This window comes from Methylorubrum subtropicum (assembly GCF_038442325.1).
GTDB classification, from domain to species: Bacteria; Pseudomonadota; Alphaproteobacteria; order Rhizobiales; family Beijerinckiaceae; genus Methylobacterium; species Methylobacterium subtropicum.
The window spans coordinates 103,736-115,844 of record NZ_JBBXMW010000017.1; the positions used below are offsets into that span (position 1 = coordinate 103,736).

General features: G+C 63.1%; 10 protein-coding genes and 2 pseudogenes. 4 read left to right on the forward strand and 8 right to left on the reverse strand.

Annotated features, from left to right (window positions below):
* Window positions 1–48 precede the first annotated feature (48 nt).
* Entirely contained in the window at window positions 49–2,703 is a 2,655-nt protein-coding gene (locus tag AAHG03_RS20860) for a bifunctional diguanylate cyclase/phosphodiesterase (RefSeq protein WP_342152902.1), read from the forward strand.
* 28 nt (window positions 2,704–2,731) lie between these two features.
* Complete coding sequence (locus tag AAHG03_RS20865) at window positions 2,732–2,995, forward strand: hypothetical protein (RefSeq protein ID WP_342152903.1); 264 nt, start codon at window positions 2,732–2,734, stop codon at window positions 2,993–2,995.
* A 4-nt stretch (window positions 2,996–2,999) separates the two neighbouring features.
* Here the strand turns inward: AAHG03_RS20865 and AAHG03_RS20870 are convergent.
* The 4 genes from AAHG03_RS20870 to AAHG03_RS20885 all read right to left on the reverse strand — a co-directional run bounded on the left by AAHG03_RS20870 (window position 3,000) and on the right by AAHG03_RS20885 (window position 7,540).
* Window positions 3,000–4,141 (reverse strand): IS3 family transposase gene (locus AAHG03_RS20870; RefSeq protein ID WP_342152905.1). Its coding sequence is split into 2 segments (ribosomal slippage): window positions 3,000–3,874 and window positions 3,874–4,141, totalling 1,143 coding nucleotides; the frame shifts between segments, so codons are not numbered across the junction.
* Between the two features lie 11 nt (window positions 4,142–4,152).
* Window positions 4,153–4,497: a hypothetical protein gene (locus AAHG03_RS20875; RefSeq protein WP_342152906.1), complete on the reverse strand. Its 345-nt coding sequence runs from the start codon at window positions 4,495–4,497 to the stop codon at window positions 4,153–4,155.
* A 170-nt stretch (window positions 4,498–4,667) separates the two neighbouring features.
* Window positions 4,668–5,186 (reverse strand): BLUF domain-containing protein, encoded by a 519-nt coding sequence (locus AAHG03_RS20880; RefSeq protein ID WP_342152907.1) that lies wholly within the window; start codon window positions 5,184–5,186, stop codon window positions 4,668–4,670.
* Window positions 5,168–7,540: a bifunctional diguanylate cyclase/phosphodiesterase gene (locus AAHG03_RS20885; protein ID WP_342152908.1), complete on the reverse strand. Its 2,373-nt coding sequence runs from the start codon at window positions 7,538–7,540 to the stop codon at window positions 5,168–5,170. Before AAHG03_RS20885 ends, AAHG03_RS20880 begins: the two co-directional genes overlap by 19 nt.
* Window positions 7,541–7,599: 59 nt before the next feature.
* Here AAHG03_RS20885 and AAHG03_RS20890 point away from each other — a divergent pair, with 59 nt between their 5' ends.
* Window positions 7,600–8,346, forward strand: coding sequence for a Crp/Fnr family transcriptional regulator (locus AAHG03_RS20890; protein ID WP_342152910.1), 747 nt, complete (start codon window positions 7,600–7,602; stop codon window positions 8,344–8,346).
* Window positions 8,347–8,689: 343 nt separating this feature from the next.
* Here the strand turns inward: AAHG03_RS20890 and AAHG03_RS20895 are convergent, their stop codons facing one another.
* Both AAHG03_RS20895 and AAHG03_RS20900 read right to left on the reverse strand, forming a co-directional pair.
* Entirely contained in the window at window positions 8,690–9,043 is a 354-nt protein-coding gene (locus tag AAHG03_RS20895) for an IS3 family transposase (protein WP_342152912.1), read from the reverse strand.
* Window positions 9,040–9,375, reverse strand: a complete 336-nt coding sequence (locus AAHG03_RS20900; RefSeq protein WP_342152913.1) for a transposase — start codon at window positions 9,373–9,375, stop codon at window positions 9,040–9,042. The genes AAHG03_RS20895 and AAHG03_RS20900 overlap by 4 nt, the downstream gene beginning before the upstream one ends.
* Window positions 9,376–9,759: 384 nt before the next feature.
* On the opposite strand from AAHG03_RS20900, the gene AAHG03_RS20905 reads away from it, so the two are divergent.
* Window positions 9,760–10,907 (forward strand): IS3 family transposase gene (locus AAHG03_RS20905; RefSeq protein ID WP_342152914.1). Its coding sequence is split into 2 segments (ribosomal slippage): window positions 9,760–10,009 and window positions 10,009–10,907, totalling 1,149 coding nucleotides; the frame shifts between segments, so codons are not numbered across the junction.
* 31 nt (window positions 10,908–10,938) lie between these two features.
* Here AAHG03_RS20905 and AAHG03_RS20910 read toward each other — a convergent pair.
* Together AAHG03_RS20910 and AAHG03_RS20915 are read right to left on the reverse strand one after the other, a co-directional pair.
* Window positions 10,939–11,666: pseudogene (locus tag AAHG03_RS20910) on the reverse strand (IS630 family transposase); the annotation flags it as partial.
* Between the two features lie 202 nt (window positions 11,667–11,868).
* Window positions 11,869–12,109 (reverse strand): annotated as a pseudogene (locus tag AAHG03_RS20915) (IS5/IS1182 family transposase); the annotation flags it as partial.

Here is a 12,109-nt window from a genome sequence, read left to right on the forward strand (position 1 = left end):
CGAAAAGTTTGGTCGACGCTCGCGTCCGCGTACAATGTACGGCCTGTTATGAGCTTCGTTGCTCCGTTCATCATCCTGAGCATGGTGTTGGCGGCGGGTACATCGATTTTCATCGCCGATATGCATCGTCAAGCCGTTCACGACGTCGAGCACAGCTTAGTTGGGCTGTCGACAGTCCTCGCCGATCAGGCCGATCGATCTCTGCAGTCCATGGAGATGGTTCAGGATGCCATAATTCGGGGCATGCATGAAGCAAATGTCTCTACTCCTGCGGACTTCGCAATCGCAGCTAGCCGAAAGGACATGCATTTAGCGCTCAAAGCTCGTGTCGCTGCGCTGCCACAGGTCAATGCTATTACGATCGTTGATCGCACCGGTAAACTTCTGAACTTTACCCGATTTTGGCCGATTCCCGATATCAATATTGCGGACCGAGATTATTTTAAGGCGTTAGTTGCTGACCCTTCAATGCAACGCTTCATAAGCCAGCCGGTTCAGAACCGCGGCGACGGCGTTTGGACAATCTACGTCGCCCGTAAAGTGGCTGCGCCGGACGGGGCATTTCTTGGCCTTGTGCTGGGGGCGGTTGAGCTCGGATACTTCGAACGCCTTTACAAGCAAATCACCCCTGCTGCCGACGCTGTTGTTTCCGTGTTCCGCAACGACGGTATGTTACTTGTGCGGCACCCCCACAAAGAGGGCACGATAGGTAAAATTTTCTCGACGACAGGGGCCGCACTGATCGCGGCAAAAAAGCAAGCGAGTGGCGTTCTGCGGAACGTAAGTCCGATTGATGGTCATGAACGACTCATCGCCACCAAAGCTCTTGCTAATTTCCCCTTGATCCTGAGCATCAGTCGTACTGTCGAAGCGAGCCTTGCCTCGTTTTACCAACAGGTTTTCGTTGTTGGGGCGGCAGCGGTACTGATCACGGCATGTATCTGGGCGCTCTACTGGCTTGTCCTACGACAGTCTCGCGCCGAAAGGCGACTTGCGGGCGCGGAGGAACGCGTCCGCAGTGAGCACGAGTTACGCACCCAATACGAGCGCTTCGGCGTAGCGCTCAATAACATGGTCCAGGGGTTGTGCCTCTTCGACGCTGACAAGAGGCTTGTGGTCATGAACGACCGCTTTGCCGGCCTCTATGCCATCCCCCCTGATATGCGCGCGCCGGGCACCAAAGCCGAGGAGTTGCGCCACCATGTTCTCAATCAGCGCGGGGATGCGGCGGGGGCATGGGATATTGTTGTCACGCCTCCGGAATTGGATGCGACGCCGCTCGCCGCGCGAATCGTCCACCTGTCTGACGATCGCAGCATTAGCGTCGTGAGAGTTTCCGTCCCAGGTGGAGGATGGATCTGCACGCACGAGGACGTCACGGAGCGACGACATAACGAGGAGCGCCTACGCTTTCTTGCACGGCATGACGCCCTGACGAAATTGCCGAATCGTGTGCAATTCGAGGAGGTTGTCCAGCGAGAGCTAGCGATCTGCGCAAGGACCGGTGATGAAATCGCCCTTCTCTGTCTTGACCTTGACGGCTTCAAGCAGGTCAACGATCTGTTCGGTCATCCTGTTGGAGACCGACTACTCACCGAGGTCGCCGCCCGCCTCCAGGGTCTGCTCGGCGAACGCTGTGTCGCCGCACGCCTTGGGGGCGACGAGTTCGCAATCCTGGCAACGGGATTCAATAACTACAAGACACCGGCGACCGCTGCGCAGTCCGTTATCGACGCTCTTTCTGTGCCCTATCTCGAGCATGATCGGCGGATCGACGTCGGTTGCAGTGTCGGGATCGCGTCGTTCCCGCGCGATGGCAGCAGCTATGAGAAGCTCCTCTCCGCATCGGACATGGCGCTGTATCGCGCCAAGGCTGAGGGCAAGGGAGGCTATAGCTTTTTTGAACCAGCGATGGATGCAGCGGCTCGCGACCGACATCAGCTAGCACAAGATCTGCGCGCCGCAATCGGCACTTCACAGATCGAATTACACTATCAGCCGCAGTATGAGGTTGCCTCGCATAAGGCTTGCGGCTTCGAAGCACTTGTGCGTTGGACACATCCTATCCGTGGACCTATCTCGCCCGCACAGTTCGTGCCGATTGCAGAGGAAACGGGACTAATTATCCCGCTGGGCGAATGGGTATTGCGCGAAGCTTGCCGCGAAGCAGCAACCTGGGCGAAGCCCCTAGGTATCGCTGTGAACATTTCAATCGCGCAGTTTCAGCAATCAAACCTACGTGACGTCATTGAGACAACACTGAGTGATACGGGCTTATGTGCAAGTCGCCTAGAGCTTGAAGTGACTGAAAGTTTGTTCTTAAAAAGCACAATGCACTCACAAGAGATGCTGCGCGATCTGAAAGCTCTTGGCGTGCGTATCTCGATTGATGACTTTGGTACTGGCTACTCGTCGCTAGCCACGCTGCAGGCCTTTCCATTCGACAAGATCAAAATCGATAGATCGTTCGTAGGCGAGATCGGTGTCGCCGGCAAAGGCAGTGCGATTGTGCGTGCAATCATCAGTCTGGGTGAAAGCCTGAACGTGCGTGTGATCGCGGAGGGTATCGAGACTGAGGATCAGCTATCTTTCCTGCGCCAGCATCGGTGTGCGGAGATACAGGGATATTTGACCGGTAAGCCGCGGCCAATAGCTGAATATCGCTCGCTGCTCGTTTCAGCGCCGGAACTACGCGTGGCATAATTGTGCGTTTAAGGTCGCGCTTTCACATATGGGAGCGCTGAACTCCGAGCTGAAAACCCTAGGCACAGGGCTTGTGGGCGTTTTACAAGCTCTCGGTTCATTCTGCTATCGTTCTTTATTTGTCCGTCATGCCCTTATAAACGCAAGTCATTCATGGGGCAGCGATAATCGCCATTCCGGCGAATTGAGCGGGTTCATCCTCGCCGCGCGGGAGAGCTACGGCACGGCAATCGTCCTGATTGAGCACGACATCGGCGTTGACCTGACCGGTATTTTGGACCGGGCCGATTGAGAGGCTACTGCATGGTGGCGGCCATGGGTAGCCGGAAGGCCAGATCCGGGAAGGTGACCGGCGCGGGCGGTCGGTAGCCCAAGGATGAGTGCGGCCGGACGCGATTGTAGGTGTTCTGCCAGAGACCGATCACGGCCTGCGCCTCTTTCAGCGAGTAGAAAATCTCCTGCCTCAGGCACTCGTCCCGCAGCTTTCCGTTAAAGCTCTCACAGTACCCGTTCTCCCACGGCGAGCCCGGCGCGATGTACTGGATTTGTGAGCCAGCTTTGGCGACCCACTTGCGCAGTGCCTTCGAGATCATCTCAGGGCCGTTGTCACAACGGATATGCTCCGGGATGCCGTGTAGGCACATCGCGTCGGCCAGCGCCTCAATCACACCGAGGCTGTTGATGCGCCGTGCCACCTTCAACGCCAGACAGGCCCGACTGTGCTCGTCGATCAGCGTCAGGATGCGCAGGCTTCGCCCGTCATAGGTTTGCGCCTGAACGAAGTCGAAGCTCCAGACATGATTGCGGTAGAGCGGGCGCAGTCGTACGCAGGAGCCGTCGTTCAGCCACAGGCGGCTGCGGGGTCTCTGTCGGCTGGGGACCTTCAGCCCCTCGCGACGCCAGATGCGTTGAACCCGATCCTTGCCCACCTGCCAGCCGGCTGCCTGCAGCAGAGCCGTGACGCGGCGATAGCCGTAGCGCCCGTACTCGGACGCCAGGGCAATGATGGCGCGGGTCAGTGCATCCTCGTCGGCCGGCACGGTCGGCACGTAGCGTTGCGTGCCGCGGTGCTGGCCGACGATCCGGCAGGCGTGGCGCTCCGAGAGACCATACTTCTCCTGGATGGCGTCCACCACCTGCCGGCGTCGCTCGGGGGCTACAAGTTTCCCGAGGCGACGTCCGCCAGCACCTGCTTCTCCAGGGACAGGTCAGCCACGAGCCGGCGCAGGCGAGCGTTCTCGCGCTCAAGATCCTTCATCTTCCTGGCTTGATCGACCTGCAGGCCGCCGTACTCCTTGCGCCAGCGGTAATAGCTCTGCTCGGAGATCTCCGCCTCCTTGCACGCCAGCGCCAAGCTCTTGCCCTGGGCGGTCTGCACCTCGATCTGGCGCAGCTTCAGAACCACCTGCTCCGCACTCGTCTTCTGACCTCGCCGCATGTCCGACTCCTTCAGTCCTGGCTGATCCTCTCAATCAGCCCGGCCCAAAGCCAGCCGGTCAGGTCAGAGCCGTTCGCGCCGAGGATCTGTGCCTGCATGGCAGCGCGCGGAGCATTGCCGTGCGTCAGGAACAGGAACGGGACATCCGGTCCACGAACGAGACCGAGGACACGCTGCAACCGCTCGATGGCGGGGGACGTCAGCGTGCTGACGTCGGTGATGATGAGTTCGGGCGATCCCGTCGGCGGCACGTCGTCGTAGAGGTCGTGCAGCCGGCACGATCGGAACGGACCGAGGTCGCGGGCAAGGCGCTCACCCCGGCGGCAGTCGTCCGTGATCAGCAGCAGTTCACCCATCGTGCTTCCAAAACGGTCAAGGGTCCGGCACGTCGTTTTTCCTTTCCACCCGCCCCCGGGTGGCCGTCAGTTGTATGACCGGTCAGATTGCAAATCTGTTTCTACAACCCTGAAAAGCCGATACAGGGGCACTGTGACGCTATCCGTGCCTCGGTGTACTTAACGCAGTGCTACCCCCCAGCTCCGGGTGACGATGCAGACCTCGTGGCAGCCGGCTTGGCCCGATCACTGTCGGAGCCGACCACGATGAGGGACCGCAGCAGGTGAATGGCCGTCTGCGCCGAGACCGCCTCGAACGCCTGCTCGAGCTTTTCCTGGAACGGCCGAAACAACGTTTCCGCCGAGCCATCCGTCGGCACGGACGTCATCGACCACTCGGGAAACACCCGGCCGGCGGCCTGAGTGAATTCCAGCAGCTCGACCCGGCGGTGCCGGAGATCACAGCAGATCCGCTCGAACGTCGTCTCGAGGGCCGGCAGGGGCCCTTCCAGCACCTGGATGAACACCCCCCGGCTATGCAGCAGCGCACCGGTCAGGTTGCTCTCGGCATTCCGAGCAGCGGACTGGCGGACGATCTCGGCCACCTCTTGGCGCAGGTCGGCCTCGCTGCCGGTCAGATGCATGTCGCTGCGATAAAGGAGCCGGTGGACCGTTAAGGCCAGAGGCTCCTTCAAGCTGTCTGCACGCACGGGAACGCCTCCGAGAAAAGAGCTGCTACGCTCGCGAGCGGGATGGGTCGGCTGATGAGGTAGCCCTGCAGCTGATCGCAGCCCTCATCCATGACGAACCGCGACTGCGCGTCGGTCTCGACCCCCTCCGCCGTCGTCTTCATGCCGAGGCTCGCGCCCAGCATCGTGATGGCGCGCACGATCGCTGCGCTGTCGTGATCGTCCGGCGTCTGTCGGACGAAGGACTGGTCGATCTTGATCTTGTCGAAGGGGAAGCGGCGCAGGTAGCTCAGCGAGGAATAGCCCGTGCCGAAATCGTCCATCGAGATGCGGATGCCGAGGGTGCGCAGCTCGCGCAGGATCGCGAGGGTTTTTTGCTCATCCTGCAGCAGCGAGCCCTCGGTGATCTCAACTTCCAGGCGCGCACCGGGCAGACCCGTTTCGGCCAGGATAGTGCGGATCGTCTGGGCCAGACGCGCGTCCCGGAACTGGACCGGCGAGAGGTTGACCGCAACGGTCAGGTGCCTGGGCCATGTCAGTGCATCGGTGCAGACCGTGCGCAGCACCCATTCGCCGAGAGGGCCGATCAGTCCGGTCTCCTCCGCCAGCGGGATGAATTCGGCAGGGGGGATCAGGCCACGCTCCGGGTGCTGCCAGCGGATGAGGGCCTCCGCGCCGTCGTAGGTGCCCGTCCGGACACAGAGCTGAGGCTGATAGACTAGGGTGAACTCCTGCCGGGCGATGGCCCGGCGGAGATCGAGTTCGAGCGAGCGGCGGGCCTGGATGCGCACGTTCATGCTCTCCTCGAACATCCGATAGCGCCCACGCCCATCCTCCTTGGCCCCGTACAGGGCAAGATCGGCGTTGCCCATCAGTTGCCCAGAGGTCAGGCCGTCGCTGGGTGCGAGGGCGATGCCGATGCTGGTGCCGATGTTGAGGACGTGCCCGTCGATCAGGAACGGACGTCCAAGCAGGTCGAGCACCCGTTCGGCTAGAACCTGGATCTCGGCCAGGTCGATGCCGCCGGCCTTGAGAATGGCGAACTCGTCCCCGCCGAGCCGGGCCACGAGATCGTCGCTGCGGATCGCCCGTCGCAGGCGCTGCGCAACGCGCTCCAGCAGCGCATCGCCCATACCGTGGCCGAGCGTGTCGTTGATCGTCTTGAAGCGGTCGAGGTCGAGCAGCATCAGGGCGAAGGTGTCGTCCCCGCTGCGGCGCGATGCGAAGCGTGCCGACAAGGCTTCGTTGAACTGGCGCCGGTTGGCTAAGCCGGTCAGGGCGTCGTGGTGAGCAAGCCGATGCATCTCCACTTCGGCCCGCAGCCGCTCACGCTGGTCGCGCACGGCGACGACGGTATGCGGCTTGGCCTTGATCACGATCGACTGGGCGATGAGACGAACCGGGATAGGAAGACCCGCCGCGTCGTGGAGTACCGCGTCGATCTCCTGATGCCGAGGAATGTCGCTTATCGACAGGTCGGTAAGCACGCGCTGCAGCGATCCTCCCAGCAGGTCCTCGCTCGAGCGGCCAAGCACGCGCTCCAGGCTGTGATTAATCCCGCAGATCGTATTGCCGTCGCAGATCATCAGACCCTCGACGGCGATATCGGCGAGGTCGCGCAGGCGCTGGCTCTCGGCCTCGTGCCGCCGCCTGTTCAAGCGCCACAGATGCAGGGCGGCGAGCGACAGTCCGAGGATCAGCAGCACGGCGTTGGTGGTCAGGATCGACAGGATGGTGGTGTCCATGCTGCCGCCGGGGATCTCGACCCGCGGATCAAAGCGGATCGTGACCGCGCTCATGCCGAGGAAATGCGTCCCGCACACCGCCAGCATCAGGACCATCGGTGCGAGGTTGCGCACCGCACGGCGGCGGTGGAACGCCAGACCCATCGCCAGGCTGCCGAACCCGGCACCGACGGCGATGGACCAGGCAACCGTCGCCGCGTCCCATGCGAGGCTGCCCTGTACGGCGTAGGCACCCATGCCGGTGTAGTGCATGGCCGAGATGGCCAGGCCGATGATCGCACCGCCGACCAGCCGACCGGACAGGCCGGGCCACATCACGACGAGACCGGCGCCGAGGCCGACGAGTACGGCGGCCATGCCCAGCGATGCGGCGGTCTGACCAACGGCGAAGCCGATCGCCATACCCGGCTCGTAAGCCAGCATCGCAATGAAGTGGGTGGCCCAAATGGCCGAGCTTGTGCCAATCACCCCGGTCAAGGCCCAGGCCAACCGTTCCCGCCAGGGCTGCCTGCGGAACACCTGACGACCGATGGTGAAGGTCGCGTAGCAGCCGAGCCCGCAGATCAGCGCCGCCACGGCGACGAGGCGCAGGTCGTGCTGTTGCGTGACGCAGGTGTAGAGCTGGTTCATCGGAAGTCCGGAGCCGCGGTTGCGTCACGGCATGCCGTGGCCGTCGAAGTGGGGTGCGTATGGAGCCGGATGGAGCGGACAGACCCCGGCCGGGTTCGGCGACCGGCTCGAGCACCGCGCGCTGGCGGCAGCACATTCTGCTGCAGTCTCTGGACGAGGCGACCGCGCAGGTCCTGCAGGGCGAACTCCGGCCGGCAACGCTGAGCGTCGGCGAGGTCCTGTTCGAGTCCGGACAGATGCTGGACCGGATCTGGCTTGTCGAGAGCAGGCTGGTCTCGCTGGTCACGCTGCTGCAAGGCGGCCGGGAAAGCGACGGGATCACGGTCGGCCGGCACGGCGCCCTCGGCCTGCCGGCAACACTTGGCAGCGGCCATGTGATCAGCCGCGCCGTGGTGCTGGTCGAAGGTACGGCCTGGGAGCTTTCCGGTGCGGCGTGTCAAGCGGCGATGCGGCGCGACGAGACATTCGGGCACCGGATCATGCGCTACTATGAGGCGATCTTCGCCGCCGCGGTTCAGTTGACCGCCTGCAACGCCAGCCACTCGCTCGAGCAGCGGTTCTGCCGCTGGCTGCTGACCTGCCGGGATCAGCTCGACAGCGACGTACTGCCGGTGCGTCAGGAGGCGTTCAGCCGGATGCTCGGCGTCAACCGCACCAGCGTCGTCGCGATCTCGCGCACGCTGCAGGCCGAGGGCACGATCCTCATGCGCCATGGTCGGATCACGGTCATGAGTCGGGACCGCCTCAGCCACCGGGCCTGCGAGTGCTACGCCACTATGCGCGCGCGCTTCCGTCACATCAGATAGGTCCGTCAGCATGACGAGGCCGCGATACTCATCGCGGCGGCGCTGTCGAACTCGATGATGGCCTGGGAGCGCTCGAAGCTTCGAACGCATTTTATGCGAGCTGATAGCGAACATGAGCTGCCCTCCCCCCGAACGAGCGCGCAGATCGACATGTCAAATTATTGAGCTTGGGTCAGGTGCGCATCTACGTCGGCACCTTGCTACGTTCTTACAAGTTGATCTGCTAAAATCGCGTTAATTTTTATGATATGCAACTTTCTGATCATCTACTAAGTGCGCGATCTAGATTTTCCATCGCTGGTTGAAAAATTACGCAGTCGATGTCCGCTGTAACTTTATTTCTTTACGGGTTTCTGCGCGCATCAAAAAATCGGAAAATCGGGGTGACCTTGCATCCTGTCGTCACGGGACCGCCGCGCCGATGGCTGGCTCCGACGAGACCAGCCTCCCGCATCAGCCGGGCGATGCGCTTTCGAGAACGGCGCTCGCCTTGCTCGCGCGGATCGGCGTGGACGCGCGGCGCGCCATAGGTCTGGCGCGAGCCGAGATGGACTGTACGGATGCGCTTCAGCAGTGCGACGTCGGCAACCGCCCGCGCCGAGGGCTCTCGTCCCGCCCAAGCGTAGTAACCGGCCTTCGACACGCCGAGCACACGGGCCATGGCGGCGACCGGAAAGTCGGCCTGGTTGGCGCTCATGTACCGGAAGATCCCGACGGCAGGACCCCGGTCTCCCGCACGAACCAAGCCGTCGCGCGAGAGAGGATGTCACGCTCCAACCTCAACTGTCGGTTCTCGCCACGCAGCCGGACGAGTTCGTCGGGCTCGCTCGCCGTCAGTCCGGGATCGGCTGTCGGCGGCTTGGCCTCGCGGCGGCCCTCGCCGCGGTCAGCCTCCGCGACCCAGTTCTGGATGGTCTGGCGCGACGGCTCGAACTCGCGGACGAGCTCGGTGGGGTCGCGGCTGGCGTGGACCAGATCGACCATCTGCCGCCGGAACTCGGCGGGGTATGCGGGGCGGGTCTTGGGCATCGGGCAAACACCTCACGCGAAAGCGATCTCGGTGTCCATCAAACCGCGGCAATCCCAGATTCTAGCCGTCGGCGCGCCCTACCGACGCTGTTGCCGGCCTGTTACGTGCCTGAGATAAGCGAAACCGTCATGGAGACGGCGGTTGCCTGCTCAGGGATGTCAGCTTGGTGCCGAGGGTTCATCGTCAGCTTGTCGCCAGCCTAGCTTGTGCATGGGTCAGCCAAGCCGCCTCGGCACAAGAGCTTCTGAGTGAGGCGGCTCGGATCGCGGCGGAAACCCCATTTCTGCAGAACCTGCGCGGCGCGGGTGGCGATCCGCAGACTGGCCTGCTGCCGGTTTCCCGGACACCCGGTTTAGGTGTGATGGTGAAGCCGGAGGTGCTCCATGCAGCGTCGCAAGTTCGGACGTGAGTTCAAGATCGAGGCGGTTCGACTGGTTCGGGAACGTGGTGTCAGTGTCGCGCAGGCCGCGCGCGATCTCGATGTTCACGAGACGATGCTGCACCGGTGGGTGAAGCAGGCGGCGGCCGATCCCCAACACGCTTTTCCCGGCCAGGGACAGATGAAGCCCGAGCAGATCGAGATCGATCGCCTGCGCAAGGAGGTCGCTCGTCTGAAGGCGGAGCGTGATATCCTAAAAAAGGCCGCCGCATACTTTGCGAGGGACGCGATATGAAGTTCGCGTTCATCGCAAAGCATCGAGCTGTCTGGCCGGTTGCGTGGATGTGCGCGGCGCTGGGCGTCTCGCGCTCCGGCTTCCACGCTTGGCTCACCCGGCAGCCCAGCCAACGCACACGGGACGACGAAGCGATCCTGAGCAAGGCCCACGCGAGCTTCGTGGCCAGCGACCGCACCTACGGCGCAAGGCGCGTCTGGCGCGATGTGTTGGCCGAGGGCGTCTCGTGCGGGCTGCACCGGATCGAGCGGATCATGCGCGAGAACGCCTTACGAGCGCGACCGCGCCGACGGAGGCTACCGAAGGACGAGGGAGAGCGGGCCGCCGCCTCGCCCAATCTTCTGGATCGGCGGTTCGCGGCCGACGCCCCGAACCGGAAGTGGATCGCCGACTTCACGTATATCTGGACGGCCGAGGGCTGGCTCTACGTCGCCGCCGTCATCAATCTGTTCTCGCGCCGCGTCGTGGGCTGGTCGATGCAAGTGAGCATGACGGCTCAACTCGTCACGGATGCGCTCGTCATGGCGATCTGGCGCAGAGGCAAGCCGGATGCTCTGCTGCATCACTCGGATCAGGGCTCACAATACACGAGTGAAGCCTTCCAGCGTCTGATGACCGAGCACGGCGTGACCTGCTCGATGAGCCGGTCGGGCAACGTGTGGGACAACGCTGCGATGGAGAGCTTCTTCTCCTCGCTGAAGACCGAGCGCACAGCGCGGCGGACCTACCGCACGCGGGACGAGGCTCGGGCCGATGTGTTCGACTATATCGAACGCTTCTACAACCCGGCGCGGCGGCACTCAACTCTGGACTACCTCAGCCCTGTCGAGTTCGAAAACCGTGCCCAATTAGCTTAGGACGGTGTCCACCAAACCGGCAGCAGGCCACTTCGCGCACGCCGGCCACCTTGTGAGCGGCGAGGTTGTCCATGATCACCGTGTCACCCCGCTTCAGCATGGGCACCAGGGTGTCGGTGACGTAAGCTCGGAAGCGAATGCCGTTGGTGGCTCCGTCGAACAGGACCGTGGCCGCCACCCCGCCGGTGCGCAGGGCCGCGGTGACGGTGGTGGTCTTCCAATGGCCGTGCGGGACAGCGACACGGCAGCGCTCACCGCGCACGGCCCAACTGTCGCGGCGGACCATGTTGGTGGTGGTCGCCGTCTCATCGAGGAAGACGAGCCTGTCCGGGTCGAGTTCGCCCTGAGCCTCGAACCAGTCCTCGCGTTCGGCTTTCACGTCCGGTCGCTGCTGCTCGGCGGCGTGAAGTGTGTTTTTTTGTGCGTGACGGCGTGGCGCCGGAAGAAGCGCGACAGGCCGCTCTCGCTGGTGGCGATCCCGCGTTCGGCCAGCAGGGCGCGCACCTCCGAAAGGGTGAGCGTCGGTCGATCCAAGCGCAGTTCGAGGATGAACGCGGCTTGCGCTTCGAGGTGCTGCGAGCGCCGGTCGCCGCCCTGCGGCTTGGCCGCCACCCGGCCTTCCCGCTCGAAGCTCTCCTGCCAGCGGATAGCGCTGGCGGGACTGACCCCGAACCGCTCGGCGGCCTGACGGCGCGAGGCGCCCTCGGACACGGCCTTCACGACGCGCGCGCGCAGATCCGACGATAACGGTGACCCCATCGATCCTCCTGTCGAGAGGACCAAAGGGAATCAGATCTCGTCTCGTCAGGGAACCCCAACCGACTCACAGCGGTCGGCAACAGCTCTAGTACTACAGCCGGGTTTTGCGCGTTGTCATGGCGGAGGTAGGCCATGACGCGGATGATGGGAGCGGATGCAGCGGGCTGGGCACAGCGTTTTGACGAGGTGCTAGGTCGCGGACTCATAAAGTTCGAAGCCAGACGCGGACGGCCGCGAGCTTGACGGTGGCGAGGAAGTTTTCCGGGTCCTTGTCGTATCGGGGCGCGACCGCACGGAAGTGCTTGATCTTGCTGAGGAACCGCTCGACCAGATTGCGGTACTTGTACAGGAAGGCACTGAAGGCAGGGACGTTCTTGCGGTTGGGCATCGGCTTGACGTTGGCCCAGGCCCCTTGCTCGGCCAGACGGTCGCGCCGCGCGTCG

What these genes read in the sequence shown, in the direction of transcription:
- AAHG03_RS20860 (WP_342152902.1), top strand. Translation starts at nt 49, where the DNA reads ATGAGCTTCGTTGCTCCGTTCATCATCCTGAGCATGGTGTTGGCGGCG.
- AAHG03_RS20865 (WP_342152903.1), top strand. Translation starts at nt 2,732, where the DNA reads ATGGGAGCGCTGAACTCCGAGCTGAAAACCCTAGGCACAGGGCTTGTG.
- AAHG03_RS20875 (WP_342152906.1), bottom strand. Translation starts at nt 4,497, where the DNA reads ATGGGTGAACTGCTGCTGATCACGGACGACTGCCGCCGGGGTGAGCGC.
- AAHG03_RS20885 (WP_342152908.1), bottom strand. Translation starts at nt 7,540, where the DNA reads ATGAACCAGCTCTACACCTGCGTCACGCAACAGCACGACCTGCGCCTC.
- AAHG03_RS20890 (WP_342152910.1), top strand. Translation starts at nt 7,600, where the DNA reads ATGGAGCCGGATGGAGCGGACAGACCCCGGCCGGGTTCGGCGACCGGC.
- AAHG03_RS20895 (WP_342152912.1), bottom strand. Translation starts at nt 9,043, where the DNA reads ATGAGCGCCAACCAGGCCGACTTTCCGGTCGCCGCCATGGCCCGTGTG.
- AAHG03_RS20900 (WP_342152913.1), bottom strand. Translation starts at nt 9,375, where the DNA reads ATGCCCAAGACCCGCCCCGCATACCCCGCCGAGTTCCGGCGGCAGATG.